This is a genomic window from Paenibacillus sp. 2003 (assembly GCF_031455635.1).
Taxonomy (GTDB): domain Bacteria; phylum Bacillota; class Bacilli; order Paenibacillales; family Paenibacillaceae; genus Paenibacillus; species Paenibacillus amylolyticus_B.
Map to the genome: position 1 here is coordinate 171,232 of NZ_JAVDTB010000001.1, position 20,801 is coordinate 192,032.

Annotated in this window: 24 protein-coding genes; 22 read left to right on the forward strand and 2 right to left on the reverse strand. The window is 47.6% G+C overall.

Annotated elements, in window-relative coordinates:
• The first annotated feature begins 90 nt into the window (after positions 1-90).
• From J2X75_RS00970 to J2X75_RS01040, 15 genes are all read left to right on the forward strand, one after another.
• The gene (locus tag J2X75_RS00970; RefSeq protein ID WP_310333771.1) at positions 91-1,092 is read left to right on the forward strand and encodes a beta-ketoacyl-ACP synthase III; all 1,002 of its coding nucleotides are present in this window, start codon (positions 91-93) and stop codon (positions 1,090-1,092) included.
• On the forward strand, positions 1,082-2,374 hold the full coding sequence (locus J2X75_RS00975) for an ATP-grasp domain-containing protein (RefSeq protein WP_310333773.1): 1,293 nt from the start codon (positions 1,082-1,084) through the stop codon (positions 2,372-2,374). The genes J2X75_RS00970 and J2X75_RS00975 overlap by 11 nt, the downstream gene beginning before the upstream one ends.
• Complete coding sequence (locus J2X75_RS00980) at positions 2,371-3,366, forward strand: NAD-dependent epimerase/dehydratase family protein (RefSeq protein ID WP_310333776.1); 996 nt, start codon at positions 2,371-2,373, stop codon at positions 3,364-3,366. Before J2X75_RS00975 ends, J2X75_RS00980 begins: the two co-directional genes overlap by 4 nt.
• Complete coding sequence (locus J2X75_RS00985; RefSeq protein WP_310333778.1) at positions 3,360-4,220, forward strand: MBL fold metallo-hydrolase; 861 nt, start codon at positions 3,360-3,362, stop codon at positions 4,218-4,220. The genes J2X75_RS00980 and J2X75_RS00985 overlap by 7 nt, the downstream gene beginning before the upstream one ends.
• Complete coding sequence (locus J2X75_RS00990; RefSeq protein ID WP_310333780.1) at positions 4,217-5,533, forward strand: F390 synthetase-related protein; 1,317 nt, start codon at positions 4,217-4,219, stop codon at positions 5,531-5,533. Before J2X75_RS00985 ends, J2X75_RS00990 begins: the two co-directional genes overlap by 4 nt.
• Before the next feature lie 79 nt (positions 5,534-5,612).
• The gene (locus J2X75_RS00995) at positions 5,613-6,509 is read left to right on the forward strand and encodes an SDR family oxidoreductase (protein ID WP_397383470.1); all 897 of its coding nucleotides are present in this window, start codon (positions 5,613-5,615) and stop codon (positions 6,507-6,509) included.
• A 214-nt stretch (positions 6,510-6,723) separates the two neighbouring features.
• Entirely contained in the window at positions 6,724-7,305 is a 582-nt protein-coding gene (locus tag J2X75_RS01000; protein ID WP_124113662.1) for a DJ-1/PfpI family protein, read from the forward strand.
• Positions 7,302-7,880 carry a GNAT family N-acetyltransferase gene (locus tag J2X75_RS01005; protein WP_310333785.1) on the forward strand — a complete coding sequence of 193 codons (579 nt, stop codon included), beginning with the start codon at positions 7,302-7,304 and terminating at the stop codon, positions 7,878-7,880. The genes J2X75_RS01000 and J2X75_RS01005 overlap by 4 nt, the downstream gene beginning before the upstream one ends.
• Positions 7,877-8,758, forward strand: coding sequence for a serine/threonine-protein kinase (locus tag J2X75_RS01010; RefSeq protein ID WP_310333787.1), 882 nt, complete (start codon positions 7,877-7,879; stop codon positions 8,756-8,758). The genes J2X75_RS01005 and J2X75_RS01010 overlap by 4 nt, the downstream gene beginning before the upstream one ends.
• Before the next feature lie 95 nt (positions 8,759-8,853).
• Entirely contained in the window at positions 8,854-9,222 is a 369-nt protein-coding gene (locus J2X75_RS01015; RefSeq protein ID WP_310333789.1) for a hypothetical protein, read from the forward strand.
• Between the two features lie 59 nt (positions 9,223-9,281).
• Complete coding sequence (locus J2X75_RS01020) at positions 9,282-9,941, forward strand: GNAT family N-acetyltransferase (protein WP_310333790.1); 660 nt, start codon at positions 9,282-9,284, stop codon at positions 9,939-9,941.
• Positions 9,941-10,411, forward strand: a complete 471-nt coding sequence (locus tag J2X75_RS01025; RefSeq protein WP_310333791.1) for a GNAT family N-acetyltransferase — start codon at positions 9,941-9,943, stop codon at positions 10,409-10,411. The genes J2X75_RS01020 and J2X75_RS01025 overlap by 1 nt, the downstream gene beginning before the upstream one ends.
• A gap of 67 nt (positions 10,412-10,478) precedes the next feature.
• Positions 10,479-10,865 (forward strand): hypothetical protein, encoded by a 387-nt coding sequence (locus J2X75_RS01030; RefSeq protein ID WP_310333792.1) that lies wholly within the window; start codon positions 10,479-10,481, stop codon positions 10,863-10,865.
• A 295-nt stretch (positions 10,866-11,160) separates the two neighbouring features.
• A complete protein-coding gene (gene murI / locus J2X75_RS01035) occupies positions 11,161-11,943 on the forward strand; it encodes a glutamate racemase (RefSeq protein ID WP_310333793.1) in 783 nt (260 codons plus the stop codon).
• 24 nt (positions 11,944-11,967) lie between these two features.
• On the forward strand, positions 11,968-12,519 hold the full coding sequence (locus J2X75_RS01040; protein ID WP_310333794.1) for a histidine phosphatase family protein: 552 nt from the start codon (positions 11,968-11,970) through the stop codon (positions 12,517-12,519).
• Positions 12,520-12,599: 80 nt separating this feature from the next.
• Here the strand turns inward: J2X75_RS01040 and J2X75_RS01045 are convergent, their stop codons facing one another.
• Positions 12,600-12,962, reverse strand: a complete 363-nt coding sequence (locus tag J2X75_RS01045) for a DUF423 domain-containing protein (protein WP_047842233.1) — start codon at positions 12,960-12,962, stop codon at positions 12,600-12,602.
• 64 nt (positions 12,963-13,026) lie between these two features.
• Complete coding sequence (gene coaA / locus J2X75_RS01050; RefSeq protein WP_062833405.1) at positions 13,027-13,956, reverse strand: type I pantothenate kinase; 930 nt, start codon at positions 13,954-13,956, stop codon at positions 13,027-13,029.
• A gap of 194 nt (positions 13,957-14,150) precedes the next feature.
• Between coaA and J2X75_RS01055 the strand changes: the two genes are divergently transcribed.
• The 7 genes from J2X75_RS01055 to J2X75_RS01085 all read left to right on the forward strand — a co-directional run bounded on the left by J2X75_RS01055 (position 14,151) and on the right by J2X75_RS01085 (position 20,800).
• Positions 14,151-14,939 carry a DUF3891 family protein gene (locus tag J2X75_RS01055; protein WP_253506943.1) on the forward strand — a complete coding sequence of 263 codons (789 nt, stop codon included), beginning with the start codon at positions 14,151-14,153 and terminating at the stop codon, positions 14,937-14,939.
• A gap of 237 nt (positions 14,940-15,176) precedes the next feature.
• Positions 15,177-15,686, forward strand: a complete 510-nt coding sequence (locus J2X75_RS01060) for an 8-oxo-dGTP diphosphatase (protein ID WP_310333797.1) — start codon at positions 15,177-15,179, stop codon at positions 15,684-15,686.
• Positions 15,687-15,929: 243 nt separating this feature from the next.
• Complete coding sequence (locus J2X75_RS01065) at positions 15,930-16,244, forward strand: GNAT family N-acetyltransferase (protein WP_310333798.1); 315 nt, start codon at positions 15,930-15,932, stop codon at positions 16,242-16,244.
• A gap of 117 nt (positions 16,245-16,361) precedes the next feature.
• Positions 16,362-16,859 (forward strand): GNAT family N-acetyltransferase, encoded by a 498-nt coding sequence (locus J2X75_RS01070; protein WP_091014876.1) that lies wholly within the window; start codon positions 16,362-16,364, stop codon positions 16,857-16,859.
• Positions 16,860-17,114 carry an NUDIX domain-containing protein gene (locus J2X75_RS01075; protein WP_310333800.1) on the forward strand — a complete coding sequence of 85 codons (255 nt, stop codon included), beginning with the start codon at positions 16,860-16,862 and terminating at the stop codon, positions 17,112-17,114.
• A gap of 33 nt (positions 17,115-17,147) precedes the next feature.
• Positions 17,148-17,294 (forward strand): hypothetical protein, encoded by a 147-nt coding sequence (locus J2X75_RS01080; protein ID WP_310333801.1) that lies wholly within the window; start codon positions 17,148-17,150, stop codon positions 17,292-17,294.
• 632 nt (positions 17,295-17,926) lie between these two features.
• Positions 17,927-20,800 (forward strand): 2-oxoglutarate dehydrogenase E1 component, encoded by a 2,874-nt coding sequence (locus J2X75_RS01085; RefSeq protein WP_310333803.1) that lies wholly within the window; start codon positions 17,927-17,929, stop codon positions 20,798-20,800.
• Position 20,801: the final 1 nt, after the last annotated feature.

Sequence of the window (20,801 nt, forward strand, 5' to 3'; positions counted from 1 at the left end):
TATATTTTAAGGTTTACTTCATGGCGTTTCGCTATTGATGTAGAGGATTCATTTCATAATCAGTCAGATGAACAGAAAGAGGTTGGGGAAATGCAACTTAGAAGAGTAAGGATCGCAGGAACAGGGAAGTACCTGCCTGAACAGAAAGTCACCGATGAGGAACTGGATCGCCGCTTGGACGTGCCTGCAGGCTGGGTTAGCAAAGCCACAGGCGTAGGTGTGCGACATTATGCTTCGGGTGAAGAAACCTCCTCTTTCATGGGTGCCAAGGCTGCCGAAGCTGCACTGGCGGATGCAGGATTACAATTCAGTGATATCGACTGTCTGGTGTGTACCAGTGGCACGAAGGAACAACCGTTGCCAAGTACGGCGGTATTTATCCAGCAGGCCATGGGGCAGCAAGATTCGGGCGTACCCGCCTTTGATATGGATGCAACCTGCCTGAGTTTCCTGAACGGACTGGATGTGATCTCCTATATGGTAGATGCCGGACGTTACCAGCGAGTACTGCTCGTAGCCACCGAGATTGCCTCAGCGGGACTAAATTGGTCGGATAAAGAGAGTGCGGCCCTGTTCGGAGATGGAGCGGCCGCCGTTATTATTGAGCGTTCGCCTGAAGGGTCATCCTCACAGATTGTGCATGCTTCTCTTCGAACCTACAGCCGAGGTGCTCGCTTCTCGGAGATAGCAGGTGGAGGTACACGGCTGCATGCTTCAAATTATAATGCAGATCAGCCTGAACCTTACCTATTTCATATGGATGGACAGGCCATCTTCCGGATGGCTTCCAGACTTTTGCCCGACTTCATTAGTGATATGTTGCAGGCGACCGGGAACCGAATGGAGGATTTCCAATTGGTGATTCCCCATCAGGGAAGTGCCATGGCGATGAGACTGATTCGCAAGAAGCTTGGCATTGCTGAAGATCGGTTTATGGACATCACACGAAATCACGGCAATACGATTGCGGCATCGATCCCGATGGGTCTGCATGAAGCGATTAGACAACAGCGTATTCAGCGTGGAGATCGGGTGTTGATGATTGGCACGGCTGCCGGATTATCATTGGGAGGACTCATTTTTGACTACTAGATCTGGGGAAACCGGACATCGTACAGCTGCTTCTCTTCGTGTGCTGCTTACAGGCGGAAGGGCTCCCGTTACGCTCGATCTGGCACGCATGCTTCATCGGGCAGGCCATCGGGTCTATGTTGCGGAGAGTGCCGTACGGCATCTGACCAGATCATCCAGTGCAGTGGAACAATGCGCTGTGGTCCCATCGCCGCGTCATAATACACGTGCTTATCTGGAAGAGCTGGAACGGTTGGTACAGGATTGGCAGATCGACCTGCTGATCCCCATGTGTGAAGAAGTCTTCTATGTTGCTCAAGGGGCAGACAGACTGCGTGCATATTGTCGTGTTCTGGTTACAACTATGGAGCAATTACATGAGCTGCACCATAAATACGATTTTATCCAGCTTGCAGGGTCACTCGGTCTTTCGGTTCCGGATACACGCCTGATCAACAGTCGGCAGGAATGGATGGAAGCTCAGTCTGTTCTGGGAGAAACAGGCGATTGGGTGTGGAAACCGGTGTATTCCCGCTTCGCAGCCAAAGTTCGCATGCCCACACGTTTGATCGATGACGCTGGGGTAGGGACGGATCAGGAAGGAAACGTAAGCGAAAAGAAACGTCGACATTTCCGTAACGACCCTCCGGAAGAAGGGGGATTATCATCTATTTCACCTTGGGTTGCACAGGCCTACATTCCTGGTCAGATGTTATGTACATACAGCATAGCGCATGAAGGGAAACTGGTTGCACATGCCACTTACGACAGCCGCTATCGTACAGGTAGCGTGGGAGCCAGTGTTTTTTTTGAACAGATGGAACATGGAGATGCCCTTGCGTGGGTGAGACAATTTGTTGAGGCAACGGGTTTTAGTGGACAGATTGGGTTTGATTTTATAGAAGGTCAGGATAGACGAGTATACGCGATTGAGTGTAATCCGAGGGCCACGAGTGGGATTCATCTGTTTCACCCCGGAGATGACTTGGTGCGTGCACTAACTGAACCGGAGACGTTGGTCAAGGAAGGAAAAATGATCACGCCCGCACGGGGCAGCAAAGCCATGCTCATGCTTCCCATGTTAGGAAGCGGAGTACAGCAGACCTTTGGCAAAGGGAAGCTCCGTGCATGGATATCTGCGTGGCGTGGAACCAGGGATGTCGTCTATGTAGGGCAGGATATCCAGCCTGTATTTGAACAATTCGGAGTGGTGCTGGCCGCATGGCGTCTGGCAAGATCGCAGAAGTGCTCGCTGACGGAAGCTTTGACTCATGACATAGAATGGAACGGTGAACAACAATGAATAGAGCATTGGTTACAGGAGCTACGGGATGTCTGGGCAGGCACCTGGCGATACGACTTGCAAAAGAGGGATGGGAAGTAACTGGCATGGGCCGACAGCCAAAGGTTGGTGCAGAACTTGAGGTGGCAGGAATCCGATTCTTGAGTGGAGATATACGGGATCAGGCAGCAGTAAACGAAGTGTGTGCGGGGCAGGATATGGTCTTTCACTGTGCGGCACTATCCTCGCCATGGGGCCGATATCGTGACTTTTATAGCAGTAATGTAGAAGGTACACAAAACCTCATTGATGGCTGCCTGCATAATGAGGTGCAGCGATTCATACATGTCTCAACTCCGAGTATATATTTTAACTACAACCCGCGATATAACGTACATGAGAATGATCCGTTGCCATCCAAACCAGCCAATCATTATGCAGCCACGAAGCTTCTCACTGAGCAGGTTGTGATGGTGGGGCATGCGAAGGGACTTCCGTCGATCATGATTCGACCGCGAGCGATCTTTGGTCCGTATGATCAGACGTTATTTCCCAGAATTGTCGCAGCAAACGCGAAATCAGGCGTGCCGATGATCGGTGGTGGACAGGCATTAATCGATCTGACATGTGTGGATAATGTGGTGGACGCCTTGTTGTTGTGCCGAGATGCCTCTGATGAAGCGTTCGGCAGAGCTTACAATATCTCCAATGGTGATCCACGGGCGTTCAGTGAGTTGGTAAGCAGCTTGTTTGGCATGTTGGATATGCCCTTGCGTCGTCGAGACATTCCTTATCGGATGGCATATGGTGTGGCAGCATTGCTTGAGCGTGTTCATGGCTTTATTCCTGCGTTGGGTGAACCTGTGTTGACACGGTATACAGTCGGCTCCTTATCCATTCCACAGACATTGGATATTACGGATGCAAGGGAGCAATTAGGGTACGTCCCTCGGGTGTCCATTGAAGAGGGATTACAACAATTTGCAGACTGGTGGAGGGCTGAATCATGCTGACGACAACTCCAGTAGAACTATATTTGGGTGCGGCGGGGTACTGTACACATCCAGAGTTTCTGACGCTGCGTGGTGGTCGATTAAGCCCAGTACCTTTCCCCGCAGGATTTGCTTGCATCATTCATCCCGTACATGGACCGATCCTGCTGGATACGGGATATAGTTCCCGCTTTTTCGAGGAAACGGCTCATTTGCCTAATGCAATGTATCGTCATATTACACCAGTGGTTTATCGTGAAGAGGATAGTGCCGTTCATTTTTTGGCTGGAATTGGACTGAAAGTTTCGGATATTCGCTATATCATCCTCTCGCATTTTCACGGCGATCACATCGCAGGTGTACGTGATTTCCCGGAGGCACAATTCATCTATCTGCCAAGAGCCTATGATGCTGTGCGCTCACTCGGTCCAATTGCGGCTGTAAAGGCAGGTTTTCTTGCCGGGTTGTTGCCCGAGGATTTTAAGGCCAGATCATTGCCTGTTATGTGTCAGCCTGAGCGATGGACGAGAGCGGGGAAAGAGTTTCCTTTTGATGAAGTCTACGATATCTTCGGTGATGGCAGTCTGCTGGGGGTGGATGTATCCGGTCATGCGGAAGGTATGATGGGACTCCTGCTGCGTACAGAAGAACATGACTATTTTCTGTGCGCGGACGCGGTGTGGTCGAGTCGGGCTTTTCGTGAACAGCGCAGACCGAATATTCTTGCTGGGATAATTATGTCGAATCGACAGGAATACCACCGTAACTTTGACAAGCTGGTTCAGCTGCATCAGCAGTTTCCCCACATTCGGATTGTGCCGAGTCATTGTCGAGATGTGCTGGACGTTTGGGGGACAGGGGGGCCGAAACGATGAGTAATACCTTTCGTATAGTGGTTCATTATGCTCTCGCACGTGGGCTGAGAAAGTGGAAAACGCGAGAACAACTGGAGCGCTGGCAAGAACGCCGGATTATTCGGCATGTTCATCAGATTCGTGCCCGATCTTCATTTTACCGGAAGTGGTGGGGTAGCTTGAACGCATCCGACTGGAGAAGATTTCCGTTGATCGACAAATCAATCATGATGCAGCATTTCGATACACTGAACACGGTGGGCATTACCAAGGACGAAGCGCTGGCTCTTGCAGGTGAAAGTGAAGAAACACGTGACTTCAAACCTTCCATTCAAGGCGTGACGGTTGGACTGTCTTCGGGCACGTCAGGGAACCGGGGGATATTTCTGGTGAGTGATCGGGAGCAGGATGCGTGGACGGGTACGGTGCTGGCCAAGTTGCTGCCTGGTGGACTGTGGAAACCTGCCAAGATTGCGTTTTTCCTGCGGGCCAACAGTAATCTGTATGAATCGGTGCAGCGTGGTAAGTTACAGTTTCAGTACTTTGATCTGCTGGAGCGTGTGGAGACCTTGGTGAGACGGTTGGAAGAATACCAACCTACCGTCTGGGTGGCTCCCCCATCCATGCTGCGTCTGTTGGCGGATGCCTATGTGGCAGGTCACCTGACCGCTGTACCCGATAAAATCATCTCTGTTGCCGAGGTGTTGGACCCTCTGGATCGCAAGGTACTGGAACAGGTCTTCGGACAGAACGTTCATCAAGTCTATCAGTGTACAGAAGGGTTCCTGGGAGCGACCTGTCGCTACGGCACACTGCATTTGAATGAGGATATAGTCCATATTGAAAAAGAGTTCATTGATCCCGCTACCCGGCGGTTCGTGCCCATTATCACAGACTTCTCCAGAACATCACAGCCGATCATCCGGTATCGACTGAATGATATTCTGACCGAGGCGGCGCTGCCATGTGCCTGTGGTTCCCCATTTACCGCCATTGAGCGGATTGAAGGCCGCTGTGATGACACGCTATATTTTTCACAACTACATACGGGTGAGGCGGTACCGGTCTTTCCGGACTTCGTCACTCGTTCGGTCATAGCGGGATCGCCAGAGATTGAACATTATCGTGTGGTGCAGCAAGAGGACGGGACGATGGAAGTGTCGCTAGTACTTGGTGGAAATGCAGCACTGGGGCAAGTAAAGGCTGATGTGTTGCAGGAATTGAACAAGTTGGCAGACAGGATGGATTGTACTTTGCCAGAGGTGAGGTTCGTTCCGTATGCGTTCAAACCAGGGGTCACCAAGCTACGCAGGGTGGAGAGACAACTTGATTGAGCTGGTGAGAAAATATTGCGGGAGAGCAGGTGGCTGCATGACAGTGGTGACATACAAGATAGGAGATGGACAGCAACGGATGCAGACAGAGAATCATAGAAATGAAGAAACGAAGGAAAAAAGAATTTCAACATCCGGTGCATATGATCCCGTGGCTCTCATTACAGGCACATCCAGTGGCTTCGGTATGTTAACGGCCATTACTCTTGCCAAGCAGGGATACCTTGTTGTTGCAACCATGCGTGACCTGAATCGAAGAGAAGAGTTGGTCAGACTTGCAGGAGAGGCAGGCATAACAGAACGTTTGGTGTATGAGCAGTTGGACGTTACGGATTCTGAATCGGTGCAAGCAGCTATAACCAAAGTCGTTCAGGATTATGGGCGCATCGACATACTGGTGAACAATGCAGGATTTGCGGTTGGCGGGTTCATTGAGGAAGTATCGATGGAGGATTGGCGACGCCAGATGGAAACGAATCTATTTGGATTAATCGCCGTGACACGTGCGGTCCTGCCTGTAATGCGTGAACAGAAGCAGGGGTTGATTATTAACTTGTCCAGCGTAAGTGGGTTGTCCGGTTTTCCGGGGTATGCGCCCTATGCAGCCTCCAAATTCGCTGTGGAGGGATTCACCGAAAGTCTGCGGCATGAGATGTCTTCGTTTGGCGTTCGGGTGGTATTGGTTGAACCAGGCGCTTATCGTACGCCAATCTGGAATAAAGGTTTGGGTGAGATTCACCGGAGCGAAAACTCTCCATATAAGCATAAGCTGGATGCGGTTCTTCGTTATTCCAAATATGCGAGCGAGACGGCACCCGATCCACAGGAGGTAGCTGATCTGATTGGCCGAATTGCCCGGATGCGTGCACCAAGACTTCGATATGCTCTCGGAAAAGGTTCGCGTGTGCTCATCATAGGTAAAGCACTGCTACCGTGGAAGTGGCTGGAGCGGATTATCGCCCGTGGTTTAAAATAGAGATTAGGCAGGAGCCAAAATTGTACAGTTTGCGAATGGGAGGGGTTAGCCATATTCGAATTCATCGTCATTATTTTACTTCTTGCGATTGTGGGTCTGCTCTTTCATATCAATAGCAAGCTGCCAGCGCGTGACCGGGTGAAGGAAGCGATGGAACATGATCGGAATCAGAAACATAATCAGGATGCTCCAAATTAAAACGCGGAGGTTACCAATGAAAATTGCATTCGTTTTGTTTGATGGACTGACTTTCCTTGATTTTGCAGGGTTTTATGATGTGATCAATCGGTTGAATTTCTTTGAACCTACCAAAGGAACGACGTGGGAAACCTGTGCCATGACAGATCAGGTCACGGATGAGTCTGGTCTAACGTTGAAGGTGGATCGAGTGAAGCCTGACCTGTCGGAATATGATCTCGTGTTTATCCCTGGAGGCATGGGAACGCGCAAGCTTCGATATGACGAGGCCTTTGTAGGTTGGCTGAAACAGGCTGAGTCTGTGCCTTTGAAGGTTTCCGTGTGCACAGGCTCTCTGCTGCTGGGTGCAGCTGGTTTTTTATCCGGCAAAAAAGCAACAACACATCCACATGCATATAATTTGCTTGAGCCGTATGTCACCGCGGTGATTCAGAAGCGGATTGTAAAAGATGGAAATGTAATTACAGCTGGTGGAGTAGCCACGTCCATTGATCTGGGGATTTATGTTGTTGGGTTGCTTGCAGGACAGGAAGCGGCAGCGAATGTAAAACTTCAGATCGATTATCCTTATGAGATGCAGGGAGTGGTCGAAGAATGAATGAAGGCCGAAAGCAAGAGACCTATACCATTCGCAATATTCAGCGGGATGAAGCAGACATTTACTGGTCTTTGCGGCTGGAAGCACTGAAAACACATCCTGAAGCCTTCGGGGCTTCGTTTGAGTTGTCCATTCAACTCCCCATGAGTGAAGTGCAGGACCGCATACATAATGAACCGGATGATTATATTCTGGGAGCATACACAGAAGAAGGAACCTTGGCGGGAATGATGGGTTTCAAAAGAGAGTACGGCCTAAAGCTCAGGCACAAAGGCATGATCTGGGGCGTCTATGTAGCTCCGCCATATCGGGGAAGTGGGCTGGCTTCGCGTTTGCTCCGCGAGGTGCTGGATCGGGGAAGACATCTGGAAGGTATCAAGCAGATTAATCTGAGTGTAGTGACAACAAATAAATCAGCCCGACGTCTATACGAGCGGTATGGATTTGAAGTTTACGGCATCGAGCGTAACGCACTGGAAGTCCATGGTCAGGGATATGATGAGGCGCATATGAATTACTTTTATACGGAGCATTCAACATTGAATGAAAATATCACAGCAGGAGGGGTTCTATGACAGATCATATTGAACTTGAGATCGACGGTGTTTCCTTTGTCTTAAAAGAGTCTCATTCTTTCGATTGGTTACAGCCCTTGGGTAAAGTTTTTCGCGTATTCGATCAGCAGGATTCAGGGAATCTCTCTTTTGGTATTGTGCAAAGGGATGGAAAGCGATTGTTCGTTAAATATGCGGGAGCACATACGATTCATGCGAATCATACGGGAAGTCCCCCGGAAGCCATTCGTAATCTGAAATCATCTGTTTCCGTATACGAAGATTTGGCGCATGACACGTTGATTCGACTAACGGATCATTTTGCAACGGATGAGGGTTATGCCTGTGTCTTCGACTGGGTGGATGGGGAGTGTCTGCACTCCCATTGGTATTTCCCACCTCCGGCCAAGTATGAAGATCCGCGTTCGCCCTATTATCGGTTCAGACAGCTTCCAGTGGAGACACGCATTCGAGCGATGGAGGACATTCTGGATTTTCATATCGAGGTGGAACGAAGAGGTTATGTGGCTGTAGATCTGTATGATGGCAGTCTGATTTATGATTTTGACAGAAACTTTATGAAAATTTGTGATATCGACTTGTATCGGAAGGGCTCTTTTACCAATACCATGGGGCGTATGTGGGGATCTTCCCGCTTTATGTCTCCCGAAGAGTTTGAGCTAGGCGCGCCCATAGATGTGGTTACCAATGTATTCAACATGGGGGCAACGGCTTTTGCGTTGCTCGGCGGGGAGAAAGATCGTTCCTATGAGAGATGGGATGCCGGAGAAGCATTGTATCAGGTTGTGATACGTGCAGTCAGTGCTGATCGGTCCCAGCGGTACGCAACGATTGCGGAACTTGGTGAGGCCTGGGAACAAGCTGCCGTGCAAGGGTAATGAGTGGAGCGGTGTAATTTTCGCAAATATGCAAAATCCATTCGTATGTGTGTTCGAAATCCCGTATAATGGAAATTATTAAGGGGGTGCAGACGATGTGCAGATATGCCATGTCAGGACCATATAAAGACATCTATGTTTGTTTCAATTGTCGCAAATCATTTAAACAAGTTTCCAGACATGACCTGAGCCCTGAGGTGGTGGCACAACTTGAATATAAATGCCCGCAATGTGCCACGTCTATGGTTAGCTTGGGACAGGATTTCCAGGCGCCCAAGCAAAATGATACCAAACAATGGACCAAAGTGATGATACTGTATCGTCATGGTTATACCTATCATAATTGCGGGTGCGGGGCTGGATATCGCCCGGCTGATTTACGTGAATTATCCGATTTTCTGGAGCAGCAAGAAGCTGGTAAAGGCAGTGAAGGCAAACGATTATTGCAAAGGTTAACTTCATAGTTATGGTTCCAAAATCCAACCTGTCGTCTATGGAAATGTTGAAAATACAGGCGAGCACGTTGTATACAATCAATGAGCAGCAGCGTCTATTAAGCATTAACGAGCCGGGGGGAGGGCAGGCTCCAGCCATTTTTATTGGCATGACTTCTGCTGGTTCACTGATCTATTATCATGAGCAGTTACCGCCGGATCTAATGGATGAGTTGGGTAAGGATTGCGAGCTTCCGTTGGATATTCCGAAACTGATTCGCAAGGTGGAAACCTTTGAGCCAGTTAACCATGTATGGATGGGACCCGCCTATGCTTTTCCTGAGTCATCTGACGAGTGGAATCATAAGGTTCAGTTGATTGGTCAGGAGCAGCATTATTTGCTGGCAGAGCATTTCCCTGAATTAACAGACCACTTGCATGAAAAAAGCCCTGTTGCCGCTTATATTATTGGGGATTCTGCTGTGGCAGTGTGCTGCTCCGCAAGACTCTCCGATCATGGGGCGGAAGCGAGTCTATATACGGCACCCGGTTATAGAGGACATGGATATGCAGCGGAGACGGTAAAGTGCTGGCAGTATTATGTCAAGGAGCGTGGACGCATGCCAATCTACAGTACATCTTGGGATAATCTCGCTTCACAGCAAGTTGCCCGTAAACTGGGATTAATTCAGTTCGGTGTGGATTTCAGTATCACAACTGTAGATTTGAGGAAGGACTGTGATGTCTGATGATCCGCACTTTCGTACAAAAGGATCTGCAGTATGTCATTGAAGCGCATATTCGAATTTATCGAAATGAGTATAATTATGATCATAGCTTTGCTGAATTTATCACCCATGCGGTGGATTCGTTTGGACTTAAAGGCAATCATTCGAGGGAGATGTTATGGATTGTAGAGTTAGATCAGACAGCTTCCGGCTCCATAGGACTTACTCAGGTGAATGAAAATACGGCTCAACTTCGCTGGTTTCTGATCGAACCGGAAGCACGTGGTGCAGGATGGGGCGGGAAGCTTATCGAACAGGCAATTCTTTTTGCAAAAGAAAAGGACTACACATCCGTGATCCTGTGGACCAATGAGTCTTTGATCGGCGCGCGTAGATTATATCAATCTGTGGGCTTTGAAGTGAAGGAAGTCCGCAAGCAGATGTTGTCAGGTCAGGAGCTTACCGAAGAACAATGGGAACTTGTTCTGTAGTTGGCCGGGGGCTTGAGCATGAAAGCCGAATCTGTTGTCTTAACTCATTGTTGAAAGGAGTGGCACAGTGAATCGCAGAGGACTGATTCTGGGTTTGTTATCCGTATGCACAGCCTTGACGGTAGTAGCATGTTCGACTCGGACAGAAGACCAAGCATTATCAGCAACCATTGAAAGCAAGTTGCAGCAGATGGTTAGCGACCCTGTCCTCGTGACCAGCAGTAATCCCAATGATTATATTGCTGGTAACCGTGAGGCTTACGAGGACATTTTGAATACGGGGGAGGCCGGACTGCTTTTCCTGCTGCAGCAGCTCGAATCCAGTCCGGATAATGGTCTTAAAGAATGGATCATGGCTCAGGCCAGTACTGAACTGCTCGGAGAGCTTAACCCCGTAGAGGATTGGCATAGTGGCAAGGACTGGCTCAGGCAGTATAAAATGAACGTAGAATAAAGGGTCATCTTCTCTATAGTACCTGACTTAGCGGAAGTAATGGAGGGGGCGGAATCGATTCTGAAGAAGCGATAGCGTTCGCCTTTGTCTCCGAATTTATACATCTATAAGGTTATTCAAGAAAATTTGGAGACAACAGCGATCAGAAGAACGATCCGTAACCGGAATGGTTCCCGCAAGCCGTCAAGCACTGTAGTGTGTGATGAGCCGGAAGTACAAACCTCACCTCCAGTCAGCATGAGCAGCATTGAGAGGTTCTTGGAACCCGAAAGAATACATTATAGAGGTGAAATCCTTGACTAAGAAAATTGCTTTTTTTGATTCAGGCATCGGCGGTTTAACCGTTTTGCATCAGGCATTACAACAGTTTCCGGAAGAAAAATTTCTGTACTACGCGGATACCCTGCATGTCCCGTATGGAACCAAGTCTGCGGATGAGGTTAGAGGACATATTTTTGATTGTGTGGAAGCCATCGTTCAGGAGGATGTTCAAGCAATCGTGATTGCTTGTAATACAGCAACAAGTCTGGCTGTGAAGGATCTGCGCGCCAAGTACGATATCCCGATCATTGGCATGGAGCCTGCGGTGAAACCAGCCGTGGAGATGAATCGTGATAGTGGGAAGAGAGTGCTTGTATTTGCCACGGCCCTCACCTTGAGCCAAACCAAGTATAACGAACTGGTATCGCGTGTTGATGATCACCACAGTGTGGATTCCATTGCGCTGCCGGAACTTGTGGAATGGTGTGAAAAGCTGGATTTTGATCCGGGCAAAATCGCTGATTATTTCCGCTTCAAGCTGGCAGATCTCGATCTTCATGGGTATGGCACAGTGGTGCTAGGTTGCACGCATTATCCATTCTATACGTCCATTCTGCGCACGGTTCTGCCCGATCATATACAGATTATTGATGGCAGTACAGGTACGGTGAACCATCTCAAGCAGCGGCTTGGACTGGTGGCTCAACAGGGAGACAGAACAGGGAAACAAGTCACTTTCCTCAGTTCATCAGGCCGACCGGAAGAGCAGGAGAAGATGTACAGTGCACTCCAATATCTTGAGAAGAACTCCATGTAGGTTACACCATAGGAGGTGATCGCTATGCAGTCCATTTACCTTATCCGTCACGCCAAGGCCACAGGGCAGGAACCCCATGCAGAACTTACAGATGAAGGGATCAGGCAGTCCGAAAAACTTGCAGATATCTTGGCTCATCATTCCATAACGTATATTGTCTCCAGTCCATGGAAAAGGGCCGTTCAGACGGCTATGCCACTGGGCATAGCAACGCTGCAACGTATACATACGGATGAACGTCTCCAAGAGAGGATACTTAGCTCTCTTGATCTGCCTAACTGGATGGACGTACTGAAACGTACATATGATGATGTGGATTGGGTGGAAGAAGGCGGGGAATCTTCGAGAAACGCGGCTGCAAGGGGGCTGGCACTACTGGAAGAGTTGTGGAGCAGACCGGAACAGCACGGAGCCGTATTTACACATGGGAACTTGTTATCACTGCTTATTCGTGAGTATGAACCATCCTTTGGTTATGAAGAGTGGGCCAAACTGTCTAACCCGGATGTGTATGTGCTGGAGAGACAACGACCGGATGCAGGGATGTCCACCATTCGGAGAATTTGGACAGATTAAACAGATTAAACAGTAAAAGAGTGCTCCAGCGATATTATATCAGCCAGAACACTCTTTTACTGTTTATCCATGGGACATATTTACAATGCGGCAATCATGATCATAACCCATCCAGCCAAAAATGCGACTCCGCCAAGTGGGGTTATGGCTCCCAATCTGCGAACACCCGTTACACTTAAAACGTACAGGCTGCCAGAGAACAGGATGATTCCGGCGAACATCAGCCACCCGGCAAGCATGACGAGTGAAGAGGATTCAAGACGGTCTGCCAGCAGTCCGATCAGGATGATGCCAAGTCCGTGGATGAGGTGATATTGAACACCGGTTTCATAGATTTTGATCATGTCAGCGGATAGTTTGCGCTTGAGCGCGTGTGCGCCAAAAGCACCCAAAGCAACAGCCAGGAACATCATAATACTGCCGAGTATAATCAGGGTTTGCAATGTGTTTTTCTCTCCTTTTAAGGGTAATTAGTTATAACATCAAAGTGTACTGCACGAGTGTTGTCTACAGTTTACGCAATTGAATCTGCCCAATGGAGTGATCGGCTTCCTTTTTCAGAATCAGTCTGGCACGCCCTTTGGTTGGCAAAATGTTTTCATGCAGATTTTTGGCATTGATATCCTGCCAGATCTGGTTGGCCGTACGCACGGTTTCTTCTTCATCGATATTGGCGAATCGTTGATGGAAAAAGGAATCCGTGTTCTGGAAAGCTGTATTGCGGAGCAGCTTGAAACGCTCAACGTACCAGTGTCGTATATGCTCTTCTTCTGCATCAATGTAGATGGAAAAATCGAAGAAATCACTAACCAGCAAAGGCGTTTCCTTTTTGATCTGAAGTACATTGATGCCTTCAATAATGAGAATATCCGGTTGACAGATCTGCTTCTCTTCCCCTTGAATCACATCGTAGGCGAGGTGAGAGTAGACGGGTGCTTTCACTTCGGGTTTGCCTGACTTCACATCACCCATGAACTGAATCAGGGATTTGATATCATAGCTTTCCGGGAATCCCTTGCGGTTCATGATGCCCTTCTCTTGCAGCACCGCATTGGGATATAAGAAACCGTCGGTTGTGACAAGGTCAACCTTCGGGCTATTCTTACCTCTGGCGAGCAGTGCCTGTAGTAAGCGGGCCGCTGTACTTTTGCCCACGGCAACACTTCCCCCGATTCCAATGATGTAGGGGGTGGGGAGAGCTTCTTTTTTCATAAAGGAGGCCGTCAGTCGATTCAGCTCTCGTGAAACTCTTGCATATAGGTCAATAAAGTGGGTAAGAGGCAAATATATATCTTCGACTTCTTGAATCGATACCTCTTCATTCAATCCCTTTAACTGTTCTAATTCGGCTTCCGTCAGTGGAAGAGTGGTCTGATGTTCTTTAAGTTCAGCCCATTCCTTGCGGTTAAACTCGATGTAAGGAGAGTATAAATTCATGAGATCCCGCTTTCTGTATGTAATATAATTGTGGACACAATCTTTAGTGTATCAAATTTCAGGAAACTGACAACACCTTTACATTGTGCATTTCATAATGCCTTTCGTCAAAATGGAGCGAAAAACAACTTATAGGAAAGTTTAACCCAATTTATGTTAAAGTCAACGTATACCATGCGGAAGGGTGACAGCACATGATCGTATATGAGAGAGAGCATGATTTTGTTTTGACCGCACAGCATGAGCATGGATTAGTAGCCGGAGAGATGGCTTCCCACTGGAAAAATGAATTATTAGCCGATGCTGCGCATCGGGATGAATTGATTCTAGCGGCCAAGGAACATGACCGTGGCTGGATTGAATTGGATTCATCTCCGTTCTGGAATGATTACAGTCAATCGCCGTATTCATTTCGTGACTTTCCATTGCGTCCGCGTTTTGTATTCTACCATAAAGGGATTGAAGAAGTTCGTCAGAAAAACCTCTACGCCGGATTATTGTGTAGCTTGATGTACACGGAGCTGTTTCAGAAAAATCTGGGGGCCAATGCTCAGGATGATGATGACATCCGAGATTATCTGCAGCAAGAACACGAACGTCAGCTGGATTGGGAGAAACAGCTTGGTGGTGATGCTGAAGCACTGAAACAGAGGTTGCAAAGTGATGTGGAGATCATGCTTTTCTGTGATCAGCTCAGTCTGTTTCTCTGTATGGAGGAACCTGGAACACCTGCTGCGCGTTATGATTTTTTTGCAGAAGGGCTCAGTTGTACGTTTGATGCCTGTTCCAGACAACCGATTCAGGCAGAGTGGTTATCCAATGAAAAAGTAGGCCTGTCTTTTTTCCCGTTTGATGAGGACTTTACGATCGTTTTGCCTTATAAATCGGTGCCAAAGGCAAGTATCCGCAAATTTGGTATGCAACAGGCTTATCGCCGGGCAGAATGGAAGGAACGCCGGGTGTTGATTACGGAATTGAACTGAGAACTGGAAACTCCAGGCTGAGGAAAGAGCAGCATAGAATATCACAAAACAGGCGGGCTTCTGATGTACAGGTGTACAGGGCGTCCGCCTTTCGTATGCATATATATCATCATAGACTATAGTATGAGACAGGTGAAAATACCAATGAATCAGAGTGGGAATAAAGAAGGAAAACACAGGTTATTCCCAGAAATGTTAGAGTACAGCAGAGAAGCGCACGTTAGCAGGAGGACGAATATGGATACTAGAATAGAGATATTAACGATGTGTATGGTATGGGACAAAATGAATGATCAGGTGTTGCTAATGAATCGGCCGGATCGCAAAGGATTTCCGGGATACATCGCTCCTGGGGGGAAGGTAGACTTTCCGGAGAGTATCGTGGATGGTGCCGTGCGGGAGGTTCTGGAGGAGACGGGGCTAGCGGTCAATGAGATTACGTATAAAGGGCTTGATGAGTTCTGTGATCCCGAACAAGGATTGCGGTACATGGTATTTAACTATTTGGCGACTTCATTCGAGGGTCAATTATTGCAAGATCCGCCAGAAGGCGAACTGTTATGGGTGCCTATGAAGCGGGTTTTTGAGCTGCCTATGCAGGATTGGTTTGCTGAACGTTTCCCGCGTTTTTTCCAAAAAGGTACTTTTGAGCGGAGTGTGATCTGGGAGAAGTCGTCCGGCCGTACACTGCAAGAGACATTTATGGTGTATAGCGATTCTGTTCTTGAACAGCGCGAAGTCCGGTAAGGGGATTGAAGGTTGGATACAGCATGTAAAATTCTCAATTAATGATCGGTCATAATGTATCATCCATATCTATATATTTATATCCAGATATTATGATATAATGAAGTTTACTATTTTTATGGGAGATGAGTAGTCTGTGGGGATCGTATTTCGTGATAAGTTGGAAGATATAGATCTTGAACAGCTAGATGGGAGTTTTTTTATGGTTGGCCAAACCCGCCGTCTACGCCAACTTTTCTAAAGTTGCTGGAAAAGTCCTATGCCATTGAACTGGCTGTTGATGAAGATACCGGAAAGGTGGTCGGATTCATACAAGCCATCTCTGATGGTGTTCTCAGCGCGTATATCCCCTTACTGGAAGTAGTCCCAGAGTATAAGGGTCGGGGAATCGGGACGGCTCTTGTTCAACGCATGTTTGAACGTCTTCGTGATCTTTATATGATTGATCTCTTATGTGATCCGGAGCTGCAGACGTTCTATGAGAAACAAGGGATGTCCAAAGCATCAGGAATGGTTATTCGTCATTATCAAAATCAATCGGGTACAGTAGTTGGTTAATAGATTGGGTGATAGGTTTGTTAGACTCAAGCAAGATATATTTGTAGATCTGCCATACATAGGCTTCTGCAAACAGAACGAGAATGAATATTGTACGATGAAAAGGTGGAGATTGGCATGAAATTGTCGTTCCGGATTTTGGACTGGGAAGAAGAGCGACCGTACGAACTTTTATTGATGGCTGATCCTTCAAAAGCAATTGTGGATGAGTACCTGAGTCGGGGTGTTTGTTTTATTGCCGAGTATGAAGGAGAGATGGTTGGGGAGTTCGTATTGTTGAAGACTCGCCCAGAGACTGCGGAGATTGTTAATATTGCCGTACAGGAAGAACTGCAGGGACAAGGTGTAGGCAAACACATGATTAAGGAAGCGATGGAAGCTGCACGCCGATTGGGCTGCCGGATTCTCGAGATTGGGACGGGCAACTCCAGCTTTCATCAATTGAAGTTATACCAACGTTGCGGTTTCCGCATTATCGGGGTTGATCGTGATTTCTTTGTGAGGCATTATGAGGAAGAAATTATAGAGGATGGTATTCGCTGTGTGGACATGATCCGTATGGCCATAGATCTGGATGCTGTTATAGAGGATGAAGATGAAAGGAAGGGTACTTAAGTGAATCGGCATACACATATTGGCGTATATGGTTTGGTCACTTGGGAGCACAAATTCCTGTTGATTCATAAGGCACGCGGGGCATATCAGGGGCAATGGGATTTACCAGGCGGAAGGCTGGAGTTTGGTGAGCAGCCAGAGACTGCTCTTCATCGTGAGATTGAAGAAGAGACGGGCCTGACCCATCTACAAGTGATGATTCGTTCTGCGGAGTCTACGGTACTGGAATGGGTGTATCAAGGTGAGCCGGAATAGCTGCACCATATCGGGATGTTGTATGATGTTGTTTTGACCACAGCCAGTCAGCCGGATCATATCAAAAAAGAACCCGATGGTGAAGATTCGCTGGGCGCGGGCTGGTTTACACTGGAGCAGGTTAGAGATCTTTCCTTAACGCCGTTTGCGGAGTATATGATTAGTCAAAGTACGGCTTGATGCGCATCCTCAACTTTATTGTTAACTTAAATTTGCTGAATCCAAAGAAGCTGCTCGGATAATTTATGTCTGGGCCAGCTTTTTCAGTTGGTCTCCTGAAGAAAACCCCAATTATTTGTTGAATGTGACGTCAAATGGTTAATGTTTAACTTGACGGTTTGTTTTTGAACATAATGGACCACAATTCAATTAAGGAGGTAAATGGGAGATCGTATGCCTATTTTGTTGTAATTAAGCGTTCGTTGTTCTGCTCAAATTGATCGATTTATTCGATTCATCTAATTTATGCATCAATTGAACTAAAAATAGGAAATGCTCCTGAGCGTAAAAGTTTATAGAATAGATATTAGAACATGGACTTCACTTGAAGAAGAGGAGAAAGTGTAACCTTCGAACGGATCAGGACAGTATTCGACATCTGTGCGACGGTATATACAATCATTGTTTTACTTTGATTTTGAAAACGCAGACAAACCTTGACGGGAGCGTCGGACTAACGTTACTACCACCAACAGCACGATTATTGGACTTCATGAAAAATTTCGCTTAAAATGTTGAACGAACGCAAATTACGGCTTAGTCAATGATTTCCGTCAAAAACTTATGACTAAATCAAGACGGAGGGAACGTCGATGACGATCGTGGAAGGCAACAAGAAGCCCTGGGAAAGTTACTATGGCCCCAATATGGGATACGTACAGGAACAATATGAATTATTCACTCAAGACCCTGGTTCGGTTACACCGGCTTATCGTGAACTATTTGAACAATGGGGTGCACCGCCGATGTCTGGCAGGGATGCACGCACAACCTTGAATTCCGGCAACGCCCAATCTGCTTCCGGAAGCGTAGACATTCAATTATTACAGAAAGCGGTTACAGCGGGTAAACTGGTATGGAACATCCGTACCTATGGTCATCTTGCTGCAGATATAGATCCGCTTGGAATCAGTGAAGATACAGACACATCTTTGCTGGAACCTCAGCATTTTGAATTAAACGAAGAAGATCTGAAAGCTTTGCCTGCTTCCCTGATCTGGGAAGGTGCAGATGGACAGACAGCAACCGGATGGGATGCAATCCAACGTTTGCGTCAGATATACACTGGGCCCATGGCCTACGAATTCAGTCATGTGCACGAAGTTCAAGAGCGTGAGTGGCTGAATCGTCGCGCGGAATCTCGGACATCACCGGCTCCGCTTACGTCGAAAGAACGTAAGGCTTTGCTGGAACGTTTGGTTGAAGTCGAGCAATTTGAAGATTATCTTCACAAAACATTTGTTGGGCAGAAGCGTTTCTCCATCGAAGGTAACGATGTGCTTGTGCCGATGCTGGATGAAGCTGTTCGCATCATGGCAGAAGCCGGATCAAGCCACATTCTGATGGGGATGGCTCACCGTGGACGGTTAAATGTACTGGCTCATGTTTTGGGCAAACCGTACAGCAAAATTTTCTCTGAATTTCATCATGCTCCGAACAAAGATTTGGTTCCATCGGAAGGTTCGACTGGAATCAACTACGGTTGGACGGGGGATGTCAAATATCATATGGGTGCCAACCGTTTTGTAAAAGACGGGGAAACTGTGCAGGCTCGCCTTACTCTGGCGAATAACCCGAGCCATCTGGAATACGTTAATCCGGTTGTACAAGGGTTTGCACGTGCGGCTCAGGATGACCGTCGTGACCCTGGATATCCGAAGCAGGACGTAACGAAGGCAGCTACCATTTTGATGCATGGTGATGCAGCATTCCCTGGAGAAGGGATTGTTGCAGAGACGCTTAACTTCAAAGCTCTGCCAGGATATCAGAATGGCGGAACCATCCATATTATCGTCAACAATCGTCTGGGTTTCACTACAGATAGCGGTGATTCCCGTTCAACGTATTACGCAAGTGACCTTGCTAAAGGGTACGAAATTCCGATTGTACACGTGAATGCGGACAATCCGGAAGCTTGTATTGCAGCCATTCGTATGGCAGCAGAGTATCGCAATCGTTTCAAAAAGGATTTCCTGATCGACTTGATTGGTTACCGTCGTTACGGCCATAATGAAACCGATGATCCAGAAACGACTCAACCTATCGTTTATGACAAGGTGAAAAACCATCCAACGGTAAGCCACTTGTATCAGGATCAGTTGAAAGAGGAATCGATTATCGATGATGCGTCCATTACGAGCATTCGCGATGGAGTAACGAACAAATTAAAAGAAGCTTATGACCAGATGAAGAAAAATGAAGTACATGAATATTACCAACGGAAAATCAGTGAGCCGGAAGCTGTTACGATTACGCCTACTGCCGTACCATTGGAGAATCTGCGCAGCATTAATGCGGACCTGCTGAAATGGCCTGAGAACTTCAATGTGTATCCAAAGTTACAGCGGATTTTGCAACGCCGGAGCACTTCCCTGAACGAAGGGGAAAAAGTGGATTGGAGCCTTGCGGAGACACTGGCATTTGCAACCATTCTGGCAGATGGCAAGCCAATTCGGATTAGTGGACAGGATGCCGAGCGTGCTACATTCGCTCATCGGAATCTGGTACTGCATGATTCGGAGAATGGAGCCAAGTTCTGCCCATTGCATCACTTGCCACAAGCAAGAGCATCCTTTGCAATCTATAACAGTCCGTTGTCTGAAGAATCCGTTGTTGGATTTGAATACGGATATAACGTATATTCACCCGATACACTGGTTATCTGGGAAGCTCAATTCGGAGATTTTGCCAACTGTGCACAGGTTATTTTTGACCAGTTTGTATCAGCGGGTCGTGCCAAGTGGTCTCAAAAATCCAGTTTGGTCATGTTGCTTCCACATGCGAATGAAGGTCAGGGACCTGAGCATACAAGTGCTCGTCTTGAACGCTTCCTGCAGCTTTGTGCAGAAGACAACATGACGGTTGCCAACTTGTCGAGTGCATCTCAGTACTTCCACTTGTTGCGTCGTCAAGCTTCGTTGACTGAAACGGAAGATGCTCGTCCACTTGTGATGATGTCACCAAAAAGTCTCATTCGGAATCCGCGTGTTGCTTCACCGGCAGTCGAATTTAGTGAAGGCAAGTTTGAGCTTGTGCTGGAGCAAGCTGGACTGGGGACACAGCCGGATCGCGTAGAGCGCATTATTTTGTGCAGTGGCAAGATTGCCATCGACCTGGAAGATGCTTTTGAAAAAGATAAAGCAGATTGGTCATGGCTTCACATCATTCGAGTGGAACAACTATATCCGTTCCCGGCAGAAGAGATCAAACGTATACTTGCACGTTTCAGCAATGTAAAAGAACTGGTATGGGTGCAGGAAGAAAACAAAAACATGGGTGCCTGGACATACATGGAGCCTCGTCTTCGTGAAGTTGCCCCGGAAGGCACAACCGTTAGATACGAAGGTCGCCCGGAACACGCAAGTCCTTCCAGCGGTTATCAGCTTGTGCATAGTATGGAACAGCAACAGATTATTACATCTGCGTTGAAACAAACGACGAAGAATAATATTCCACTGGGGAGGTAAC